This window comes from Acinetobacter sp. 10FS3-1 (assembly GCF_013343215.1).
In the GTDB taxonomy this organism is placed as follows: domain Bacteria; phylum Pseudomonadota; class Gammaproteobacteria; order Pseudomonadales; family Moraxellaceae; genus Acinetobacter; species Acinetobacter lwoffii_C.
The window spans coordinates 1,729,380-1,752,551 of record NZ_CP039143.1 but is presented as its reverse complement, the minus strand read 5'-3'; the positions used below and the strand labels follow the sequence as shown (position 1 = coordinate 1,752,551).

The window sequence follows — 23,172 nt, the reverse complement described above, 5'->3', positions numbered from 1 at the left end:
AATTTCATCCCACTGTGTGATACGTTCACATTAGGTCTTGTGCGATCTATAAATTATCCATATTCGGAACCGTAAGCATGACTTCAAACTTTTCACAATTAAGCACAGACGCACTTTCTCCGGGGCAATTACCGGAATCTGTGAAGGCGTTATTAAAACGTGCATATATTAATCGTTATCCGAAACGTACCACGATCGTGGATGCAGGATCAGAATCTAAATCTTTGTATTTAATTCTGAAGGGGTCTGTATCTATCATTCTTCGAGAAGATGATGATCGTGAAATTGTCGTTGCATATTTAAATGCGGGTGATTTTTTTGGGGAAATGGGTTTATTTGAAGCAAATCCACAGCGTACCGCGGAAGTGTGTACTCGTGATGTCTGTGAAATTGCTGAAATTACCTATGACAACTTTCACGAAATTAGCAAGCAATATCCAGACCTGAGTTATGCCGTATTTGCCCAGCTGGTACGCCGTCTGAAAAATACCACACGTAAAGTGACTGATCTGGCATTTATTGATGTGTCTGGCCGTATTGCACGCTGTCTGATTGATCTGTCATCACAGCCTGAAGCAATGATTTTGCCGAATGGCCGTCAGATCCGTATTACCCGTCAGGAAATTGGCCGTATTGTCGGCTGCTCCCGTGAAATGGTCGGTCGTGTCCTGAAAAACCTGGAAGAGCAGGGCATGATTGAAACTGATGGTAAGGCCATTCTGATTTTTGATGCCTCTTTGGAAGAGCCGGAAATCGTGGACACGGACGAGCTTGAAGACGAATAATTCCAAAGACAAAAAAGCAAATCTCCGGATTTGCTTTTTTTTATTCCTTTTAAATGCTGTTTTTCTTTAAAATATAACAATTAAGTACAGAATTTTTGGAAAAGGTGATTTAGTCCTTCTTATAATTGCTATAGGTTAGACCTTACTCATATTAATAAACATTTACTTATTCTTAGGATGCAACTATGCAATTTAGACCCTTGGCCGATACTGGAATTTTATTGCCTGAAATCTGTTTGGGTACTATGACCTTTGGTGAGCAAAATACTCAGGACGAGGCATTTCAACAATTAGACTATGCGCTGGATCAGGGATTGTATTTCTGGGATACCGCTGAAATGTACCCGGTGCCACCAAAGCCAGAAACTCAAGGGGCAACCGAGCAAATCATTGGCAACTGGATTGCCTCACGTGGTGGCCGCGACAAACTGTTTTTAGCCTCGAAAATTGCTGGGCCTTCACAAGGGGGTAGCCATATTCGTGATGGAAAAACCCGTTTTGTGGCGGATGAAATTGCATCAGCTATTGACCAGTCACTGGCTCGTTTGCAAACCAATTATATTGACCTGTACCAGCTGCACTGGCCGCAACGTCCAACCAATTTCTTTGGCAAGCTCGGCTATGGCAATGCAGAAGCAGTTGATGATCGTGCAATCACGGAGCTGGCAGAAACCCTGAGCGCTTTGCAAGCAGAGATTCAAAAAGGCCGGATCCGTTATATTGGCCTGTCTAATGAAACTCCTTGGGGAACGATGAAATTTTTACATCTGGCAGAAAAGCTCGGCTTAAGTAAATTTGTCAGCGTACAAAATCCTTATAACCTGCTGAACCGTACCTATGAAATTGGCATGTCAGAAATTGCCAAATACGAAGGTGTCGGTTTATTGGCATATTCTCCGCTTGCTTTTGGTTATTTGACCGGTAAATTCCGTAACGGTGCACGTCCAGCTCATGCACGTGTTACTTTATTCTCACGCTTTAGCCGTTATAGTAATCCACAGAGTGAGTGGGCGACCGAGCAATATGCGCAGCTGGCAGAACAGCATGGCCTGACTTTGACTCAGCTGGCACTTGCATTTATCAAGCAGCAGTTCTTTGTGACCAGTACCATTATTGGTGCGACCAATCTGGATCAGCTAAAAGAAAACATTCAGGCTTTTGAAATTGAACTGTCCGAAGAGGTGTTGCAAGGCATTGATGCCATTCATCGTCAGCAGCCAAACCCTGCACCTTAAAACTCCTATTTTTAAATACCCTCATCATGAGGGTATTTTTTATCTGCTTCTAACTGCCATTGCATAGAAATTATTTTAATTCATACTCTTGAAATCAAATGTTGCTATACCGATATTAATACTAAGATCTATCCACTTTAATATTTTAAGTTTTTGAAAAATATACGAAAAAATATTTGAAATTCTATGCTGAGCACCCATATACCAATCAAGTGAAAAAATTGTTGTGAGGAATAACAAGAATGCGTTTTGAGAAATTTACCAATCGCCTGCAGCAAACCCTCTCCGATGCACAGTCTCTGGCAATGAGCAAAGATCATGCTTCTATTGACGGGATTCATATCTTGGCCGCCTTGATGGAAGAAGCATCGAATGCCAGTCTGCTACAACAGGCGGGGGCGAACCTGCCTGAATTGAAAAGCAAAATACAGACAGCCTTGAATGATACAGCCAAGCTTGGCAACCCTTCTGCTGATATTAATATCAGTCAGGAAGCAGCCAGAATGCTGCATCTGGCCGACAGTTTTGCCCAAAAAGCCGGTGATGAGTTTCTCTCAACCGACTGGGTATTATTGGCACTGGCAGAAACAGGTACAACCAAAACTCTATTAAACAGTGCTGGGGTGAAGAAAGACACTTTACAGCAGCTTATTAATCAAATTCGAGGCGATGAAAAAGTCATGAGCAATAATCATGAAGATCAACGGGACTCATTAAATAAATATACGATTGATTTAACTGAACGTGCTTTGGCAGGCAAGCTGGATCCTGTCATTGGCCGTGATGATGAAATTCGTCGTACCATTCAGGTCTTGTCACGCCGTACCAAAAACAACCCGGTACTGATCGGTGAGCCGGGCGTGGGTAAGACTGCGATTGTTGAAGGTCTGGCGCAGCGTATTATTCACGGTGAAGTTCCAGAGGGTCTGAAAGGTAAGCGTGTATTATCTTTAGACTTGGGGTCTTTGCTGGCAGGTGCCAAATATCGAGGTGAATTTGAGGAGCGTCTAAAAGCGGTTCTGAAAGATCTTGCCAAACATGAAGGCGAAATCATCCTGTTTATTGATGAGCTGCACACCCTGGTAGGTGCCGGTAAGGGTGATGGTGCAATGGATGCGGGGAATATGCTGAAACCTGCGCTGGCACGTGGTGAGCTGCGCTGCGTGGGGGCAACCACTCTGGATGAGTACCGTCAGTATATTGAGAAAGACGCTGCCCTGGAGCGCCGTTTCCAGAAAGTGCTGGTCGATGAACCTAGTGTGGAAGATACCATTGCAATTCTGCGTGGTCTGAAAGACCGTTATGCCACACACCACGGGGTACAGATTTTAGACTCGGCGATTATTGCTGCAGCGAAAATGTCACATCGCTATATTACGGATCGTCAGTTACCGGATAAAGCCATTGACCTGATTGATGAAGCGGCATCACGGATTAAAATGGAGCTGGACTCTAAACCTGAAGCGCTGGATAAGCTTGAACGCCGTTTGATTCAGCTGAAAATGCAGCTTGAGGCTGTGAAAAAAGATGAGGATAGTGGCGCGAAAGCCGAGATCCAGCATCTGACCCAACAGATTGAAACGGTCGAGAAAGAATATAGCGAACTTGAAGAGGTCTGGCGTGCAGACAAGGCGCTGGTGGCCGGAAATAAAGACATTCAGGTCAAACTGGATCAGGCGCGTATTGCCCTTGATAAGGCTCAGCGTGAAGGTGATCTGGCAGAAGCAGCACGTTATCAATATGGTGTTATTCCAGAGTTGCAAAAACAGCTGGAGCGTATCGAAGCTGCTGAAGAGAGTGAAGCACCGAAACTGCTGCGTGACAAAGTGACTGATAATGAAATTGCCGAAGTGGTCAGTGCAGCGACCGGTATTCCGGTGGCAAAAATGCTGCAAGGTGAACGCGACAAGTTGCTGCATATGGAAGAATTCCTGCACAACCGTGTGGTCGGACAGGACGAAGCTGTGATTGCTGTGTCTAATGCAGTCCGCCGTTCACGTGCTGGTCTGTCTGATCCGAACCGTCCGAGTGGTTCATTCCTGTTCCTTGGACCAACGGGTGTCGGTAAAACTGAGCTGACCAAAGCGCTGGCCAACTTCCTGTTTGACAGTGACGATGCCATGATCCGGATTGATATGTCCGAATTTATGGAAAAACACTCGGTCAGCCGTTTGGTCGGTGCGCCTCCGGGCTATGTGGGTTATGAAGAAGGTGGAGTATTGACTGAAGCCGTACGCCGTAAACCATATAGCGTGGTGCTGTTCGATGAGGTCGAAAAAGCACATCCGGATGTATTTAACATTCTGCTACAGGTACTGGATGATGGCCGTTTGACTGACTCTCAAGGCCGTGTAGTAGATTTTAAAAATACCGTGATTGTGATGACTTCAAACCTGGGTTCACAGGATGTTCGTGAGCTGGGTGAAGGAGCAACCCGTGATGAAGTTCGTAACGTAGTCATGAATGCAGTATCGGAGCATTTCCGTCCGGAATTTATCAACCGTATTGATGAGTTGGTGGTCTTCCACTCGCTGGAAAAAGACCAGATTCGCGGTATTGCCGATATCCAGTTGAACCGCTTGCGTCAGCGTCTGGCAGAACGCGATATGCGTTTGTCGGTCGATGACAGTGCTTTCGATCAGCTGATCGAGGCTGGCTTCGATCCATTGTATGGTGCGCGTCCATTGAAACGTGCCATTCAGCAACGTATTGAAAATAGTCTGGCACAAAGTATTCTTGCGGGGGAATTTAACCCGGGTGATACCATTGTCGTTCGGGCTGAAGGCAATGAGTTGATCTTTGAGAAAATGAAATTGAGCTAAGTTCATTTCCCTTAACATAAAAAACCCCAGCCTAGGCTGGGGTTTTTTATGTTGTACGAAAATATCGAGTGCTTGATAAATTATACCGCAGGAAGTGCAAGAAGCTGATTTAGAACAATCAGTACAATATGCCTGTCATGATGTGAAACCGTAACATTCATACCCCGGCGGGCACACTAATGTCGTTTTTAACTTCAGCATGCCTCTTATGCAAAAAACAGTTCATTCACTCTGAAATTACATTTGTGGATGAGTAATTTTCCAGGCACGGTGAATTTTCTGGTTACGCTTGAAATCAGGACCAATAGTTTCATGGGTAATTTCTTCCACATCAAACAGACCTTCAATCATCTCATCCATTTCAAAGCCGCGATAGTTATTGGAGAAATACAGGGTTCCATCAGTGGTCAAACGGTTCATGGCACGCTTGATCAATGAAGTATGGTCACGCTGCACATCGAAAGTCCCGTAGAATTTCTTTGAGTTGGAGAAAGTTGGCGGATCGATAAAGATCAGTTCATATTGCTCATGACCTTCTTTTAACCATTCAAAACAGTCAGAAGCAAAGAACTGATGCTGCTGGTCAGCATGATCTACGGTGAGGCCATTCAGTACGAAATTTTCCTTTGACCAGTTCAGGTAAGTATTAGATAAATCCACACTGGTGGTACTGGCTGCACCGCCCAAAGCCGCATGTAAGCTCGCCGTAGAGGTATAGCTGTACAGGTTCAGGAAATGCTTGCCTTTGGCTTCTTTGGCAATACGTAAACGTATTTGGCGGTGATCCAGGAACAGGCCAGTATCCAGATAATCCGTCAGGTTAACCAGAATTTTGGCCTGACCTTCCTGTACGATAAAGCGTTTCGATGCCGTACTTTGCTTGGTGTACTGGTTTTTACCTTCCTGACGGGCACGGGTCTTGATAAAGATTGCATCACGGTTCAGACCGGTGACAGCACGAATCGCCTGTAAAGCCAGATTGAAACGTTTTTTCGCTTTTTCAGGATCAATTTTTTTCGGTGGTGCATATTCCTGAACGTGAAAGCGCTCGCCATACAGGTCTACCGCCACATTAAAATCTGGCAGGTCGGCATCGTATAGGCGCAAACAGTGGACATTTTCTTTAACCGCCCATTTTTTCAGGGTTTGCATGTTTTTGGTCAGACGGTTGGCAAACTCCATAGCACCTTCGATCGGCTCAAACTGTTGTGGCTGCCAGCCTTCTAAAAATGGACGCGCTACTGTGGCTGGTTTGACTGTACCGAAACGGATATAAATGGGTAATTTACCATTCATCAAACGCAGGATTTGCGGCTCATTAAAGGCCAGTACGTCGGCCTGTTCGACTTGTGCTGCAATGACTGCGGCTTTCTGATTCGGGAAGTTTTTCTGTAACAGGTTGGATAAACCCAGATACAAGGCACGGTTCGAGGCCTTATCACCCAGACGCTCACCATAAGGAGGGTTGGTTACGAAGAAAACTTTCTTGCCTTCTGCCTGGAAATCTGGCCAGTCTGACAGGGTGCGCTCTTCAATGAGAATCCGATCCAGTAAGCCTTCAAAGCCCGCAGCAATAATATTCTGGCGAGTGGCTTTAATGGCTTCCCAGTCTGCATCAAAGGCATAAAATTTTGGTAGCGGATTTTCGAGTGCAGTTTGATGGCGCTCGGCAGCTTCGGCCTTAATGGCCATCCACAGCTCATGGTCATGACCACTCCAGCCATTGAAGCCGAAACGGCGGACCAGACCAGGCGCACGGTCGGTGAGGATCATCAAGGATTCAATAATAAAAGTACCTGAACCACACATCGGATCGACGATAAGGTCTGGATTGAGCGCTTTTAAGCCGCCTTTTTGCAGAATCGCAGCCGCCAGGTTTTCCTTGATCGGGGCATCCGTCATGAAACGGCGGTAACCGCGTTTATGTAAAGAGTCGCCAGACAGATCCAGGCAATAAGTATGTTCTTTTTTGCCCGCCAGAATATACATGGTGATTTCTGGGGCTTTGGTATCAATACTTGGGCGCTTGCCGACCGCTTCCATAAAGGAATCAACCACACCATCTTTGGCGCGCAAAGTGGCGAACTGGGTATTGACCTTGATGTCACGCTCTACATGCAGACGGATAGCAAAGGTACTTTGTGGGGCAAAAATCAGTGACCAGTCAAAACTGATGGCGCCCTCATACAGCTCTTCAGCAACATCACGAGCATCATGTGAAAATTCAATTTCATGGGTGTGAATTGGCATCAGGACACGTGAAGCCAGACGTGACCACATGCAAATACGATACGCATTTTCCAGATTGCCTTTAAAAGTAAGACGTCCTGGAAAACGTTCAATATTCTGAACACCTAAGCCTTGTAATTCTTCTTCTAAGAGGGTTTCGAGTCCATCGGCACAGGTAACCCAATAGGTGCTTAAACGTGAAGAGGTATTCATAAAATAGAGAGACCAAAATAAACAATAAAAAACTCTAGCAAGTTTAACGTATTTTCTGTCTTAAAGCTTTTTAAATTCTGAAAAAGCCGGGTGACTGTTGTTAGAAAAAAGCCGCTCTTCACGGCTTAACTGATGCATGGCTATACATGTTGTCCTGCTTTAACCTGATCAAGCGGTCAAGTAAAGCAGGTGCGGGCAGTTGTTATTGTGCTTGTTTCAATCAATCAGGAGAAGAGATAACTTGAATAATGTAAAAATAAAATCTTTTCAATTTCTGGTTTATAGCTGTTTAAGATGGGTGTCGGGTGAGGGGAATCATGGAGCTGGCCTGAAATCGCCGCTAGGTACAGGATTAATCGGCTTGCACAGCATAGACAGCAGAGCCGGAATGACCGCATCTGCTTGAGTGGTTACAAGCTATTCAGGATGGATCGCCAGTATCGAGTTAACAATTGAAACAATCGGCCCAGAAGAACTGAAAACTGAAAAATCAAATCAGGATAATATCTCTCGTGTTCAGCTTTTTTCTCATGATATGAGGGCATGGTACTGAAAAGAAATGAGGGCGGATGCCCGAGGCTAAAATATTTATTTTTTGTATACAAAGACATTCATATAAAAAGCTGATTGAGATGAGCTTATTGAAAAAATATAGAGGAATTTCAATTTCTATTCTTATTATCAAGATGGTTTTTGTACAACTAAACCGGCATCTAACTATAAAGATTCGCCAGTTTCTGTATAATACGTTGACTTAACGTATAAGGAATCTCTCATGCACTTGGCGGCATTGCATACACCGAGCCAGATTCAACTCAATAAAGCAGGAAATCTCAAACATTTCCTGACCATCGAAGGTCTTTCCAAAGAAACTCTTACAAAAATATTGGACACTGCGTTGTCCTTTTTTAATGACCAAAATCAGCTAATCACCAACAATTTGCTTGAAGGCAAGACGGTGATGAACCTTTTCTTTGAGAATTCTACGCGTACGCGTACGACCTTTGAGGCGGCAGCCAAGCGTCTGTCGGCTAACGTGCTCAATATCGACATTGCGCGTTCCAGTACATCTAAGGGTGAAACCTTGCGTGATACTTTGTGGAACCTTGAAGCGATGGCAACGGATATTTTCGTGGTGCGTCATTCTTCTTCAGGTGCAGCACATTTTATTGCCAAAGATGTGTGTCCAAATGTCGCGATTATCAATGCCGGAGATGGTCGTCATGCCCATCCGACGCAGGCCATGCTGGATATGCTGACTATTCGCCGCGAGACCAACAAAAAATTTGAAGATATGTCGATTGCGATTATTGGCGATATTAAACACTCACGGGTAGCCCGTTCAGATGTGGCTGCATTACAAACGCTGGGTTGTAAAGATATTCGCGTAATTGCACCGAATACCTTGCTGCCTTATGGTTTCGAAGATTATGGTGAAGGTGTTTGCCTGTTCAATAAGATGGAAGCCGGCATCAAAGACTGTGACGTGATTATTACCTTGCGCATTCAGAATGAGCGGATTGATTCACCGGCTCTGTCTTCTCAGGCTGAATTCTACAAAATGTACGGTCTGAACAAAGAGCGTTTAGCCCTGGCCAAGCCGGACTGTATCGTCATGCATCCAGGGCCGATGAACCGTGGTGTGGAAATTGACTCCAGTATTGCAGACGGTCCGCAATCCGTGATTTTAAATCAGGTCACCAACGGGATTGCCGTGCGTATGGCGGTATTAGCGCTGGCGATGCAAGGCCAGTTGCAGGAGCAGGGTTTGATTGAAGCGCTTGCGGTATAAGGAATAAGTCATGACTATAGTAAAAATTGAAAATGTCCGTGTTCTTGATCCGATTCAAAACACTGATACCGTAGAAACCGTCTATCTGCAAAATGGCAAGCGCATTGCAGCAAGCGAAAATGTTTCAGAGACCCTGAATGGACAAGGCAAATGGCTGATGCCAACCATGGTGGACTTGTGTGCACGTTTACGTGAGCCAGGCCAGCAGCAACATGGAACGCTGAAATCTGAAGGCAAGGCCGCTCGTGCAAACGGGATTTTACACGTATTCACCCCACCAGATTCAAAACCCATCGTACAAGACAATGGCGCACTGATTCATGGTCTGGTTGAAAAGGCCATGCTGGATGGCGGCATCTATCTGCAAGTGATTGGGGCACAAACCCAAGGACTGCAAGGTAATCAGCCAGCCAATATGGCAGGTTTGAAAAAGGGTGGCTGTACAGCCGTTTCCAATGCAAATGCAGCCTTTGCCAATGATGATGTTGTTCTGCGCACTCTGGAATATGCCGCAGGTTTAGACCTGACAGTGGTGTTCTATGCAGAAGAGCCGCAAATTGCCAAAGATGGCTGTGTGCATGAAGGCTTTATTGCTTCACGCCAGGGCTTGCCTATGATTCCGGTGCTGGCAGAAACAGTCGCCATTGCCAAGTATCTGCTGATGATTGAAGCTACAAAGGTACATGCTCACTTTGGTTTACTGTCTTGCGGTGCATCGGTAGAATTGATTCGTGCTGCCAAAGAAAAAGGCTTGCCGGTGACCTGTGATGTGGCGATGCATCAGTTACATCTGACAGATCAGCTGATTGATGGCTTTAACTCGATTGCTCATGTGCGTCCACCGCTTCGTTCTGAGCAGGATAAGGAACTATTGCGTCAGGGCGTAAAATCAGGAGTGATTGATGCGATTTGTACCCATCATGAACCGCTGAGCAGCTCTGCAAAGATGGCGCCATTTGCAGAAACACAGCCAGGTTTTACTGCCTTTGATACCTATATTCCGTTTGGGATTCAATTGGTGAATGAAGGCCTGTTTACACCGCTAGAATGGGTTGAAAAAGTCACTATTGCACCCGCCAAAGTTGCCCATATGCTTGAGCGCTGGAAAAAGGAAGCCGGCTGGGTGCTGGTAGATCCTGAACATGAATGGACGCTCAGCAAAGACACCATCGTATCTCAAGGTAAAAATACGCCCCTGATCCAGCAACAGGTAAAAGGAAAAGTGGTGCAGAGTTTTATTGCTGTATAAATATTGCCGAGTTAGAGCTTGGATGGAGATTTAAAAAGTCAGCTTCGGCTGGCTTTTTAAATGACTGGATAAAAATTACTGATAAAAATAGCTCACGATAAATCGTGAAGCTTTATGATATTAATACAATTATTTACATTTATAAGGGGATCGCTGGATACACTGGTTGAGAATATTACACATTAAAAAAGACATAAAAATATAAAAGGATCGACAGGATGAATATAGATCTCATTGAAAAGCTCAAAAGTGAAGTCAGTGCGATTATTTTGCAGGGTGAAATCGAACATTTATATGCAAAAGATCAGGCATTGGTTCAGTTCTATCCGATACTTTTAAGTATTTTACGGGCCCGCCCCGCCTGGATTGATAGTTTAAGCCAGCAGTTAAATCCAAAAGTTGATGAATTATTCAATACCAACCCGGCCCTAAAACAACAGTTTTTTGACCAGCTGGCTGTGGATGCTCCGCAAGCTGAAATAGAAAAAACCTTGAATAAATCAATTGTTCCGACCATTAGCTTTTTACAGACTGAAGCCGGAGCACCCAGAGCTGAAGCGGTCAGTTATTTACTGGAAATGTATGCAGATTCAATTGAAAGGGCTTTACCGGCATGGGCCAAACCATTTCTGGCTTCCTTAGGGGTTTCTACGCTAGCAACACAGAGCCTGAATCAGGCACCTATACTGGAAGCGGAACAAGTGGCAGAGGTTCGAGAGGAAAAGAAAAAAGCCGCCTTGCTATGGCCTTTTATTATTTTCGTGATTATTGCCGCTATTATTTTATTTTTCTTTCGCGGCTGCATGCGTGAAGATGATCCTGAAGTAGGTCTGGATGGCCAGATTCCTGCCAGTGAGACTGCTGTTGCCCAGCCTGCGGCATTACAGCTGAGTACAGGCAGCAATGGTGAGCTGGTTAGCTGTCAGTTGCAACTCAACAATCCGCAATATATGCAAATTCTGCAAGACGAGATCAAGCAGATCTTTAATTATAATATTGGCTGTGGTGCACTTAGCAGTGACGTCTATCATTCGGAATTTATTGATCAGGATACCATTCCGACTGTGTTGAGAACAATCCAGGGAATGCCAAATGTGTCACTCGACTGGATTGGCAAGCAGGTTTCGGTTCGTGCAGCAACTAATGCAGAAGCCGAGCGTCTGGCAGCACAAATCCGTAGTTTGGCCAAAAATGTCACTGTGGTTACCCAACAGCCACTCAATAGAAGCGATGTGATTAATACTGCTAACAATGAAGCAGAACAAGCCTTAGCCAGTATCAAGACCGATAATGTTAAAGCACTGGATGTGGCGACTGCACTGAATTTACAGATCATCAATTTTGATACCGCATCGACTGAAGTTCCAGAGGTCAATAAACTGGTGCTGGATCAAGCTGCTGCATTATTACAACGAGCGCCTCATGTGCAGCTGATCGTGAAGGGCCATACCGATGCTGGAGGAAATACCGCAGCAAATGAAACGCTTTCTTTACGACGCGCTCAAGCGATTGTGACTTATCTGGTTCAGAAGGGAGTAGATCCTGCTCAACTGCGCGCAATGGGGATGGGGCAGGCACAACCTGTTGAAACGAATGCAACGCGTGCCGGGCAATTTCAGAACCGTCGCGTGGCTTTTGAGGTTGTGAATACCGAAACGGGAGTTGTACGTGGAGTAGATGCTGAAGGCGTGGTTGAGAAGACAGCCAATTAAGAGCGCGGCCTAAACGAAAAAGGACGAATTTTCGTCCTTTTTTAGCCCTTAGAGTTGCATTTGAAATGCCATCCTATGTTGTTGCCATACTACCTGACTCGGACTTTTAAAGCCGAGTCTTTTTCTTGGGTGATGATTCAAACCTTGAGTGATTTCTGAGAGATATTCATCTATCTAGGTATTTAATCACTGTCTTTTTAATTTATTGCCTGATTAAGATTGGCTTAAGCAGACTGATGCTGGTCTGGCAGATGTCCTCTGTCTTAGGTGAGCTACATTTTTAGCCATACATAACCGGTCTTGCGATCAACACTCGAGATCAATAATGGTTGATGGTCCTTACCAAGCACTGTATCTATTTTTAGATCATCAAAGCGACTTCGCTGTTTAATTTCAATACGTCTGTTATGCAGGCTTTACCCTTATTTTCATCTTGTTGGACGAAGCTCAAGACCAGAGATAATATATGCCCACATTTCAGCATGGATTTTTTAGGATTTGAAACATAACATCTTTGCGCTAATTTATGGGCCTGCTTGGCAGAACAATCATTTCTTGCTCGATTGCCTGTAATTTCCCTAGCAATCGTTGCAATCTTTAAGAGCGATATGCTGTTTAAAAAAACCTTCACCTAACACGGTATATATGTGGTGTCTTTCTTCTTGAGCAAGAGGAGTATAGGTCATGATGCAATTTTGACTTTGGTTGGTCGGAAGCAGAATGTTCGCTCATCTTACTTCCTTCCAACACTTGAATCTCTATTGCAGTTCTGAGAATCCAAGGTGTGAATTAAGAAAATACCGGCGGACTATAAGTTAAAGTTCGGCCCAAGAACCAGAGCAGGAACAGTACCAAAGGTAGGTGGAAAATTAGCTGGGTAACCGTAAATCCAATCACGTCTTTGGCTTTTAACTTTAAGATGCCCAGCATCGGCAGCATAAAGAAAGGGTTAATCAGATTGGGCAGGGCTTCTGCCGCATTATAAATCTGTACTGACCAGCCCAGATGCACTTTCAGGTCATGTGCGGCCTGCATCACATATGGTGCTTCAATAATCCATTTGCCGCCGCCAGATGGAATAAAGAAGCCCAGAATCGCTGAATAGAGTCCCATCACGATGGCAAAGGTTTCCTGCGAGGCAATTGAAACGAAAAATTCAGCAATATAATGTGACAGCGACAGATCGGCCGGGTTCAGCGCATTGGTCATCATAAAGGCAATACTGCCATACAGTGGAAACTGGATCAGTACCCCTGAAATAGCCGGAACAGCCTTGGAAACTGCATTTAAAAAATTTCGTGGCGTACCGTGCAAGGCCACGCCCAAAATCAGGAAAATAAAGTTATAGGTATTTAAGCTGGAAATGGCCAGAATCGGATTGCTTTTGGAAAATTCGTTAAACATCCAGACTGCACCCAGAATCACAATCAGAATACTCAAAATCGGTGAATTTTCCAGCCAGTCCCCCGGTCTTTTTTCAGCAGATACTTGCGGTTTTTCTTCTTCAATCTGAATCGGGAAGTGCTCTATAGTTTTAATGTCAGACCCTTTAGGTGCTGACCAGTAAGCAATCGCAATTGAAGCCACAATCAGTACCGCCGTCATGATCATGGATTGCGGCAAGAAAATAGTCTCGGTAAACGGAATGACCCCAGTCAGGTTATAAATTGGCTCAGGCAGACTGGATTTATTGGCCTGTAACTGGGCTGCTGAGGAACTGATGCCCAGTGCCCAGGTGGCTCCCATCCCGATAATCGCGGCTGCGGCTGCAGCGCGGTAATCCATATTAAGTTCTTTGCGCTGTGCCAGTGCAATGACAAGTAGTGCAGTCAGTACGGTGCTCATGGCCCAGTTAATCAGGGAGATGAGCAGGCTGACGGTGGCGACCAAGACAATCGCGCCACGTCCGGAATGCGGCAGGCGTGCCATTTTCTGAATTAGTATTTGTACCGGCTTGGACACTGAAACTACATAACCGACCACGATCAGCATGCACATTTGCAAGGTAAAGGGAATCAGGCTCCAGAAGCCGTCGCCAAAGGAAATCGCCACATCCTGTGCCGGTGCACCAATTCCGATTGCGGCAATCGCTACAATGATCACGCCAAGCAGGGCAAAAATATAAGAATCAGGAAACCATTTTTCTGACCAGTCGCTGACGCGCAAGGCGAAGCGCTGCAAGATATTTTGTTGTGTCGACATGATTAAAATCCATTTATTCTGCGATTATTATTTTGAAATGCAGCAGTTGAATATAAAAAAAGCCCTTAAGAAAATGTATTCTTAAGGGCTGGATAGATCAGGCAACGTTACGCAGTAGCGGTACGCCAGTAACTTGCTGGATTTCCTCAAAACTTACCTCCGGTGCCAGTTCAACCAGACGAATTCCATCAGGAGTAACATCCAGTACCCCCAGATCGGTAATGATCCTGTGGACGACTGCTTGGCCAGTCAGTGGCAGGCTGCATTCTGAGACGATCTTTGGTGTGCCATCTTTGGCACAGTGTTCCATCAGGACCACGACTTTTTGTACACCCGCGACCAGATCCATGGCGCCACCCATACCTTTCACTTTTTTACCGGGAATCATCCAGTTCGCTAGATCGCCTTGGGCTGAAACTTCCATGGCTCCCAGAATGGCGATATTGACATGACCGCCACGGATCATGGCAAAGGAGTCAGCGCTGGAGAAAAATGAAGCCCCTTTACGTGCAGTCACGGTTTGTTTACCGGCATTGATCAGGTCGGCATCGACAGTCTCTGCCGTTGGAAATTCACCAATCCCCAGCAGGCCATTTTCCGACTGCAGCCAGACATTGATATTTTCCGGAATATAGTTGGCAACTAACGTGGGCAGGCCAATCCCGAGATTGACATAGAAACCATCTTCAAGCTCTTGAGCGGCGCGCTGCGCCATTTGATTACGTGTCCAAGCCATGATCAAGCCTCCGCCTTTAAAGTCATCTGTTCAATACGTTTTTCCGGTTGAGCGTTCAGGACTATCCGGTTCACATAAATTCCCGGTAGATGAATTTCGTCCGGATCCAGTACGCCAATTTCGACAATTTCTTCCACTTCAGCAATAGTCACTTTGCCAGCCATGGCACAGACCGGATTAAAGTTCTGGGCGGTTTTACGGAAAATTAAATTACCCGCTTTATCGGCTTTATAGGCTTTGACGAGCGCAACATCGGCAGTTAGAGATTCTTCCAGAATATACGACTTGCCATGAAACTCACGGACATCCTTACCTTCAGCGATCACTGTGCCGACACCCGTCGCGGTATAAAAAGCCGGAATGCCTGCGCCACCTGCGCGTAATTTTTCGGCCAAGGTGCCTTGCGGAGTTAATTCCACTTCCAGTTCGCCGCTTAAGTATTGACGTTCAAATTCCTTATTTTCACCGACATAAGAGGAGATCATTTTTTTAATCTGTTTGGTTTCCAGCAGAAGTCCCAGACCAAAGCCATCCACGCCAGCATTATTGGAAATACAGGTCAGGTTTTTTGCCCCAGTTTCTTTTAAGGCTGCGATCAGTGCTTCCGGAATACCGCACAAACCAAAACCACCTACGGCCAGGGTCTGTCCATCCTGAACCACGCCGTCTAAAGCGGCTTCTGCACTGTCATATACTTTATTTGCCATTTGTTACCTCGATTTATTTTTTTCTTGCAGCTCATTTGAGAAGATCTGCGGATTTATATCCTTGAGGACTTTTTAGGTCCAAATTAGGCTGCTTTAAGCACAGGTTGTTTGCCAATAGGCATTGGCATAATTGGAGGGATTGTTACGCTGCAAGACTGCACTGATATTGCGGCTGGCCTGCATCAGGGCATCCAGCTGAATACCGGTTTCAAAGCCCATTTTGGAGAGCAGATAGTACAGGTCTTCGGTCGAGACATTCCCTGAGGCCCCTTTGGCATACGGACATCCTCCGAGGCCAGCAATGGAGGAATCAAATACCCGAATACCTTGCAATAATGACTGGTAAATATTGGCAATCGCCATGCCATAAGTATTATGAAAATGTCCTGCCAAAACTTTAGCATCAAGTTCAGCCAGACAAGTCTCCCAGACTTTTTTCACCCGATCAGGCGTGGCCGTCCCAATGGTTTCACCCAAAGACACTTCATAGCAGCCCATATCGAGTAAGCGCTGAGTGACTTTGACCACCTGCTTCGGATCAATCGCACCTTCATAAGGGCAGTCCACCATGCAGGACACATAGCCACGTACCTTAATATCATTGGCTTTGGCAGCACTCATTACGTCGCTGAATTTTTCAAAGCTTTCATCAATCGAGCAGTTGATGTTCTTGCGGGTAAAGCTTTCAGAAGCTGCGGTAAATACCGCAACCTCTTTACAACCTACAGCCAATGCAGATTCAAAACCTTTCATGTTTGGGGTCAGCAGACTGAACTGAATATTCGGATCTTTAGGCAGGCTGGCAAACAGCACATCGCTGTCTGCCATTTGTGGTACCCATTTCGCTGAAACACAGGAACCCACTTCAATGGCCTGTAAACCGGTTTTCATCAGGTCCAGAATCAGGTTTTTCCGGTCATCTAATGTGAGCGGCGTTTTTTCATTTTGCAGGCCATCACGTGGCCCGACTTCGACAATCTTGACAAAATCTGTCATGCGACTTCCTCCGCCAGTGGCTGGAATTCCACCAGTTCATCACCCGCCTTGACCTGATCTCCTTTTTGGAAGTATGAACTTGCGACAATGCCATCATGGGGTGCACGAATCGAATATTCGATTTTCATGGCTTCCAGCGTCATCAGCACATCGTCTTTTTTTACCTTATCATTGGCAGAAACCAGAACTTGGGTAATGACGCCCGGCATTGGTGCAGTCAGGTTGTTTTCGGTGCCTTGCTCATCTTGACCATTAAAATCAGGGTTTAAATAACTGAATTTATGACTTTGCCAATTCTGGAACAGGGTAATGCCATGTTCAGTCCGGCTAAAAGCCAGTTTTTGCTGTCTCACACCAAGATTCAGCTGAAGTAAATGCCTATCCAGCAGTTTTCCTCTAAGCTCTACACATTGATCCGCATAAGTGGCCAAAAAGCCTTCATCCTGGGTAGTAAAGCGAACCTCGCACAATTGATCATTGCATTGTAATTTGATGCGATGAGTATTTTGCTGATTGAGGCGCCAGAATGAGCTGTGCTGCCAGACCGGATTGTTTGAAAGCGGATTTTGCGCCTGACGTGACAGGAGTTCAATCAGTGCAGCACTGATCACAAGCTCGGCATCAATCTCTGTAGAAGGTGGAAGCAGGAATGCTTCTTCACGCTGAATCAGACCAGTATCTAAATGTGCATTTTTGAATGAGTCGCACAGCACCAGACGATCTAAAAAGGCGATATTGTTACCCAGACCATCGACATGGAATTGGCCCAGTGCATGATGCATCTGGGTTAGGGCTGCTTCACGGTTTTTGCCCCAGACAATCAGTTTGGCAATCATCGGATCATAATAAGTGCTGATTTCATCGCCTTCGACAATACCGCTATCGACACGTACACAGTCACTTTGCTCCGGATAATGTAAATAGCTGATCTGGCCGATTGCCGGGATAAAGCCTTTTTCCGGTTCTTCAGCATAGACACGCGCTTCAAGCGCATGACCATGAATCTGCAATTCATCTTGCTGCTTTGGTAAAGTCTCACCGAAAGCCACACGTAATTGCCATTCCACCAGATCCTGACCAGTAATCATTTCTGTGACCGGATGCTCGACCTGTAGACGGGTATTCATTTCCATGAAGTAAGCTGTACCGTCTTGCTCCACAATAAACTCGACTGTACCGGCACCAACATAGTTGACTGCGCGCGCAGCGTCAATGGCAGCTTGACGCATCGCTTCAAGCTTATCTTCCGGCATTTTCGGTGCAGGCGCTTCTTCCAGCACTTTCTGGTGACGGCGTTGTACCGAGCAATCACGCTCAAACAGATGTACATAATTGCCGTGGGTATCACCAAATACCTGCACTTCAATATGACGTGGCTGTACCACATAACGCTCAATCAGCACATCGTCATTGCCAAAGCTGGAGCGTGCTTCACTTTTACAGGAAGCCAGCGAACTTAGAAAGTCTTCACTGCGCTCGACCAGACGCATGCCTTTACCGCCACCGCCGGCACTGGCTTTAATCAGCACCGGATAGCCAATACTGTCTGCCTGCTGCTTCAGAAAATCGGCATCTTGATTGGTACCATGATAACCGGGTGTCAAAGGCACACCGGCTTTTTCCATCAATGCTTTAGAGGTGGCTTTGAGGCCCATCGCCAAAATAGCCTCAACTGGCGGACCAATAAAAACAATATTGTTGTCCTGACAGGCCAGGGCAAACTGGTCATTTTCAGACAGGAAACCATAGCCCGGGTGAATGGCTTGGGCACCCGTGGTTTTTGCAGCCTCGATAATACGCTCAATCTGCAAATAACTTTGTGCTGCCGGTGATTCACCAATATGGATCGCTTCATCTGCCAGTTTCACATGCTGTGCCTGCGCATCGGCATCGGAGTAGACGGCAACGGTGGCAATCCCTAATTTTTTTGCTGTACGAATGATACGGCAGGCAATTTCGCCACGGTTGGCAATTAAAATCTTTTCAAACATTGTAGGATCCTTCTTGTTGTTATGCCGTGGTCTTGATCCAGGCCGGGCTTTGTTTGTTCAAAAATGCATTCAGGCCATTTTTCGCCTCATCTCCTTGGCGAACATGGGCAATATGCTGTGCTGTTTTCAGCAGTAAATCTTCACTCAAAACTTGCTGGTCAACCAGTTGGATCAGCTGTTTAGAGGCATGTTGTGCTGCTGGCCCACCGAGCAATAATGCTTCCGCAATTTCATCAATTTTGCTGTCGAGCTGCTCTGGGGTAGTCACTTCATGTGCCAGTCCAATATTTTTGGCCTGTTCCGCTGAAATACGCTCGGCAGTCAGGAAATAGCGTGACGCCTGACGGGCACCAATCGCCCGAATGACATAAGGACTAATGGTGGATGGGGCCAGACCTAAACGTACTTCTGAGGTGGCAAATTTGGCATCGGTGCTAGCCACACAAATATCACAGGCCGAGGCTAGACCCATACCGCCACCAAAGGCAATCCCATGTACCCGGGCAATGGTCGGCTGTTTTAAGGTCGCCAGACTTTGCAGCATTTTCGCCAGTTTTAAGGCATCGGCTTCATTGTCGGCTTGTGAGGCCTGACCGGCCTGTTTCATCCAGTTCAGATCAGCGCCAGCCGAGAAACTTTTGCCTCGTCCGGCCAGAATCACCACGCGCACATCATCACGTGCATTTAAAGACTGAAAGCAGGCATATAATTCTTCAATGACCTGAGTATTAAAGGCATTGTGCAGTTCAGCACGGTTGATCCAAACCGTTGCCACCTGATTCTGCTGTTCGAGCTGTAAAAACTGATAATCCATTGTCGTCACCTCTTACATACGGAACACGCCGAACTTGGTTGGCTGGATTGGCGCATTCATCGCTGCAGCCAGACTTAAGGCCAGCACCTCACGCGATTGTGCCGGATCAATCACACCGTCATCCCATAAACGGGCTGAAGCATAATAAGGATGACCCTGACGTTCGTATTGATCACGAATAGGCTGTTTAAACTGATCTTCTTCTTCAGCTGACCAGCTGCCGCCTTTTTGCTCAATCTGATCACGTTTGAGGGTCGAAAGTACACTTGAAGCCTGCTCACCGCCCATGACCGAGATTCGAGAATTAGGCCAGGTCCACATAAAGCGCGGCGAATAAGCACGGCCACACATGCCATAGTTGCCGGCACCAAAAGAACCGCCAATCACCAAGGTCAGTTTTGGCACATTGGCATTGGCCACCGCCATCACCAGTTTGGCACCGTTCTTGGCAATGCCTTCATTTTCATACTGGCGACCCACCATAAAACCGGTAATGTTCTGAATGAAAATCAGCGGAATATTGCGCTGGGTACACAGTTCAATAAAATGTGCGCCTTTTTGCGCAGACTCGGAAAACAGAATGCCGTTATTGGCAATAATCCCGACTGGTATCCCATAGAGCTTGGCAAAACCGGTCACCAGAGTCGTGCCGAAACGCGCCTTGAATTCGTCAAAGCGTGAGCCGTCAACAATACGTGCAATCACTTCACGCACATCAAAAGGCTTGCGGGCATCACAAGGGATAATGCCGTACAGTTCTGAACTGTCAAAGCGCGGCGCTTCAATTTCCTCTGCGGTCTTGTTGGGCTTTTTGTTCAGATTTGCCACAATGTTGCGGGCAATTGCAAGGGCATGCTCATCACTTTCTGCCAGATGATCGGCAACACCAGACAAACGGGTATGTACATCACCGCCACCGAGGTCTTCACTTGACACCACTTCACCGGTTGCAGCTTTGACCAGTGGCGGGCCACCCAGGAAAATGGTGCCCTGATTACGGACAATAATGGTTTCATCCGACATGGCAGGCACATAAGCACCACCGGCAGTACAGCTACCCATCACCACTGCAATCTGGGCAATTCCCTGACTGGACATACGCGCCTGATTGTAGAAAATACGGCCGAAGTGATCACGATCCGGAAAAACTTCATCCTGTAAAGGCAAGTACGCACCACCAGAATCGACCAGATAAATACATGGCAAATGGTTCTGTTCGGCAATTTCCTGTGCGCGTAAATGCTTTTTCACTGTCAGCGGATAATAAGTACCGCCTTTCACCGTAGCATCATTGGCCACGATCATGCAGGTCACACCATTGACCTGACCCACACCAGCGACCACACCTGCCGCAGGCACGTCATCCTGATAGACTTGATAGGCAGCCAGCTGACCGATTTCCAGAAAAGCGCTACCCGGGTCAATCAGCTGGTTAATCCGGTCACGTGGTAACAGTTTGCCACGGTCAAGGTGTTTCTGGCGGGCAGTTTCTCCACCACCCAAGGCAATTTTTTCAACTTTCTGCTTCAGGTCATCCACCAGTTGCAGCATGGCAGTCTGGTTGGCTTTAAACTCTTCACTACGAATATTGATTTTGCTCTGTAACTGATTCATGACGAACATCCTTGTTTTATTCTCAGTATTAAGGTTTAGGCTGTTTCGTTAAAAAGCTCACGGCCAATGAGCATGCGGCGGATTTCTGAAGTGCCGGCACCAATTTCATACAGTTTGGCATCGCGCCATAGACGGCCTGCTGCAAACTCGTTGATATAACCGTTTCCACCTAAAGTCTGAATGGTTTCACCGGCCATCCATGTGGCTTTTTCGGCCGCATATAAAATTGCGCTGGCAGCATCTTTACGCAGGCTGCGACTATGCTCGGCCTTGTCACATTCAGCGCCGACGGCATAAACCAGTGCCTTACATGCCAGCCAGGTCGAGTACATATCAGCCATTTTGCCTTGCATCAACTGGAATTCACCCAGCGCCTGACCAAACTGTTTACGGTCATGAATATATGGAATCACGGTATCCATGCAGGCATCCATAATGCCCAGCGGACCTGCACTGAGAACCGCACGTTCATAGTCCAGACCACTCATCAGCACTTTGGTGCCATTGCCGACACCACCGAGGACGTTTTCTTTAGGGACTTCGACATTGTCAAAGAACAGCGGGTAAGTGTTGGAACCGCGCATACCCAGTTTGTCCAAATGGCTGCCGTGGCTGAAACCTGGCATATTTTTTTCAACCAGAAAAGCAGTCATGCCTTTGGCGCCCGCCTGTAAATCGGTTTTGGCATACACCACTAATACATCAGCATCACCGCCATTGGTGATCCACATTTTGGAACCGTTCAACAGATAGTGATCGCCTTTGTCTTCGGCCTTGAGTTTCATACTGACCACATCCGAGCCGGCATTCGGTTCAGACATCGCCAAGGCACCGACATATTCGCCAGAAATCAGTTTCGGCAGATAACGCTGCTTTTGTTCTTCATTACCATTACGCTTAATTTGGTTCACACATAGGTTAGAATGTGCGCCATAGGACAAACCAATGGATGCTGAAGCCCGGGAAATTTCCTGCATGACAATAATATGTGCCAGATAACCTAAATTGGTGCCGCCATATTCTTCACCAACTGTCAGACCCAGCAGGCCCATATCACCAAATTTTTTCCAGAGCTGAGCCGGGAACTCGTTATCGCGGTCAACCTGTTGGGCAATAGGGGCAATTTCCTTGGCGCAAAAGGCAGCCACTGAATCACGAAGCGCTATCAGAGTTTCATCTAAACCGAAATCCAAGCTTTGTAAATTCATTCTTCATCCATCCTGAGGTTATATTTGTTGTGTCCAAAAAAGCATTTTTGTTGTGCTTGCTTTTTAACATACAACGAAAAAACAAAAAAGTGAACCTATATTCACAAAATGATTTACAATTCATTTTATCTTGTTGAGAATAATATTATGAGTTATAAAAGATCATCACTGATGCAGGAGCGAATGGAACAAAATCGCTTGTCGATTTTACAGTCTGCTCGTGAACTGATTGCTCAGGGGGGCTTTAAAGAGGCGTCGATTCAGGCCATTGCAGAGCGTGCAGGCGTTTCTACAGGGCTGGTATATCGGTACTTTGATAGCAAAAGCCAGATTTTGATTGAGGTTTTGTCGGCAGCGATTCAGCATGAGGTGGGAATTTTGAACCACATTGTTCGATCAGATTTATCGCCAGAACTGAAATTGCAAAAATCTGTTACAACTTTTGTGAAACGCGCCATGAATAGCCCTCAACTGGCGTATTCACTTATGTTCGAACCGGTCGATCCGGAGATGGAGCATGAGCGTTTTCGTAGTAAACAGTTGATCAAGCAGAGTATTAAGGAGATTCTGGCCGAAGGAAAGGTAAACGGAAAATTTGAGTTTGAAGACTTGAACACGGCGGCGCTAGGCGTGGTAGGTGCCATGACCTTTGTCGTAATCGAGCCTTTAAATCCATCTCGCAATATGATGTTTGATCAGAAGTATAAGGATCACTTTGTCAAACAGATTGCCGATTTTTGTGTAAACGCAGTACGTCGACAGGAGGGAAGTTCAGTAGCATAAATACACAAAAAAACAGGCACACAGACAAGGTCGTCGTGGTCATAAAACAATTAGTAAAGTTGAAATCAGAATTACAAAGAATCA

General features: G+C 46.1%; 16 protein-coding genes. 7 read left to right on the top strand and 9 right to left on the bottom strand.

The window, feature by feature from the left end; translation table 11 throughout:
- The first annotated feature begins 77 nt into the window (after positions 1-77).
- The 3 genes from crp to clpB all read left to right on the top strand — a co-directional run bounded on the left by crp (position 78) and on the right by clpB (position 4,842).
- Entirely contained in the window at positions 78-785 is a 708-nt protein-coding gene (gene crp, locus E5Y90_RS08330) for a cAMP-activated global transcriptional regulator CRP (RefSeq protein WP_151204456.1), read from the top strand.
- Between the two features lie 185 nt (positions 786-970).
- On the top strand, positions 971-2,020 hold the full coding sequence (locus E5Y90_RS08325) for an NADP(H)-dependent aldo-keto reductase (RefSeq protein ID WP_174659953.1): 1,050 nt from the start codon (positions 971-973) through the stop codon (positions 2,018-2,020).
- 242 nt (positions 2,021-2,262) lie between these two features.
- Positions 2,263-4,842 (top strand): ATP-dependent chaperone ClpB, encoded by a 2,580-nt coding sequence (gene clpB / locus E5Y90_RS08320; protein ID WP_174659952.1) that lies wholly within the window; start codon positions 2,263-2,265, stop codon positions 4,840-4,842.
- A 237-nt stretch (positions 4,843-5,079) separates the two neighbouring features.
- Here clpB and rlmKL read toward each other — a convergent pair whose 3' ends face one another.
- A complete protein-coding gene (gene rlmKL, locus E5Y90_RS08315) occupies positions 5,080-7,284 on the bottom strand; it encodes a bifunctional 23S rRNA (guanine(2069)-N(7))-methyltransferase RlmK/23S rRNA (guanine(2445)-N(2))-methyltransferase RlmL (RefSeq protein ID WP_174659951.1) in 2,205 nt (734 codons plus the stop codon).
- 775 nt (positions 7,285-8,059) lie between these two features.
- On the opposite strand from rlmKL, the gene E5Y90_RS08310 reads away from it, so the two are divergent.
- The 3 genes from E5Y90_RS08310 (at position 8,060) to E5Y90_RS08300 (ending at position 12,037) form a co-directional block, all read left to right on the top strand.
- Positions 8,060-9,076 carry an aspartate carbamoyltransferase catalytic subunit gene (locus E5Y90_RS08310; RefSeq protein WP_151204460.1) on the top strand — a complete coding sequence of 339 codons (1,017 nt, stop codon included), beginning with the start codon at positions 8,060-8,062 and terminating at the stop codon, positions 9,074-9,076.
- A gap of 10 nt (positions 9,077-9,086) precedes the next feature.
- Positions 9,087-10,325 (top strand): dihydroorotase, encoded by a 1,239-nt coding sequence (locus E5Y90_RS08305; RefSeq protein WP_174659950.1) that lies wholly within the window; start codon positions 9,087-9,089, stop codon positions 10,323-10,325.
- A 218-nt stretch (positions 10,326-10,543) separates the two neighbouring features.
- The gene (locus tag E5Y90_RS08300; protein WP_174659949.1) at positions 10,544-12,037 is read left to right on the top strand and encodes an OmpA family protein; all 1,494 of its coding nucleotides are present in this window, start codon (positions 10,544-10,546) and stop codon (positions 12,035-12,037) included.
- A 789-nt stretch (positions 12,038-12,826) separates the two neighbouring features.
- Here E5Y90_RS08300 and E5Y90_RS08295 read toward each other — a convergent pair.
- The 8 genes from E5Y90_RS08295 to E5Y90_RS08260 form a co-directional block, all read right to left on the bottom strand.
- Positions 12,827-14,239, bottom strand: coding sequence for a short-chain fatty acid transporter (locus tag E5Y90_RS08295; protein ID WP_151206115.1), 1,413 nt, complete (start codon positions 14,237-14,239; stop codon positions 12,827-12,829).
- A 97-nt stretch (positions 14,240-14,336) separates the two neighbouring features.
- Positions 14,337-14,975, bottom strand: a complete 639-nt coding sequence (locus tag E5Y90_RS08290; protein WP_151206116.1) for a CoA transferase subunit B — start codon at positions 14,973-14,975, stop codon at positions 14,337-14,339.
- Between the two features lie 2 nt (positions 14,976-14,977).
- Positions 14,978-15,682, bottom strand: a complete 705-nt coding sequence (locus tag E5Y90_RS08285; RefSeq protein ID WP_151205245.1) for a CoA transferase subunit A — start codon at positions 15,680-15,682, stop codon at positions 14,978-14,980.
- Positions 15,683-15,775: 93 nt separating this feature from the next.
- Entirely contained in the window at positions 15,776-16,678 is a 903-nt protein-coding gene (locus E5Y90_RS08280) for a hydroxymethylglutaryl-CoA lyase (RefSeq protein ID WP_174659948.1), read from the bottom strand.
- Positions 16,675-18,669 carry an acetyl/propionyl/methylcrotonyl-CoA carboxylase subunit alpha gene (locus E5Y90_RS08275; RefSeq protein ID WP_174659947.1) on the bottom strand — a complete coding sequence of 665 codons (1,995 nt, stop codon included), beginning with the start codon at positions 18,667-18,669 and terminating at the stop codon, positions 16,675-16,677. The genes E5Y90_RS08280 and E5Y90_RS08275 overlap by 4 nt, the downstream gene beginning before the upstream one ends.
- Positions 18,670-18,688: 19 nt before the next feature.
- Complete coding sequence (locus tag E5Y90_RS08270) at positions 18,689-19,483, bottom strand: enoyl-CoA hydratase/isomerase family protein (protein ID WP_174659946.1); 795 nt, start codon at positions 19,481-19,483, stop codon at positions 18,689-18,691.
- Positions 19,484-19,495: 12 nt separating this feature from the next.
- Positions 19,496-21,097: a carboxyl transferase domain-containing protein gene (locus E5Y90_RS08265; protein ID WP_174659945.1), complete on the bottom strand. Its 1,602-nt coding sequence runs from the start codon at positions 21,095-21,097 to the stop codon at positions 19,496-19,498.
- A 35-nt stretch (positions 21,098-21,132) separates the two neighbouring features.
- Positions 21,133-22,305 carry an isovaleryl-CoA dehydrogenase gene (locus E5Y90_RS08260; RefSeq protein WP_151205240.1) on the bottom strand — a complete coding sequence of 391 codons (1,173 nt, stop codon included), beginning with the start codon at positions 22,303-22,305 and terminating at the stop codon, positions 21,133-21,135.
- 147 nt (positions 22,306-22,452) lie between these two features.
- Here E5Y90_RS08260 and E5Y90_RS08255 point away from each other — a divergent pair, with 147 nt between their 5' ends.
- Positions 22,453-23,088 (top strand): TetR/AcrR family transcriptional regulator, encoded by a 636-nt coding sequence (locus E5Y90_RS08255; RefSeq protein WP_151205239.1) that lies wholly within the window; start codon positions 22,453-22,455, stop codon positions 23,086-23,088.
- The last annotated feature ends 84 nt before the right edge of the window (positions 23,089-23,172 follow it).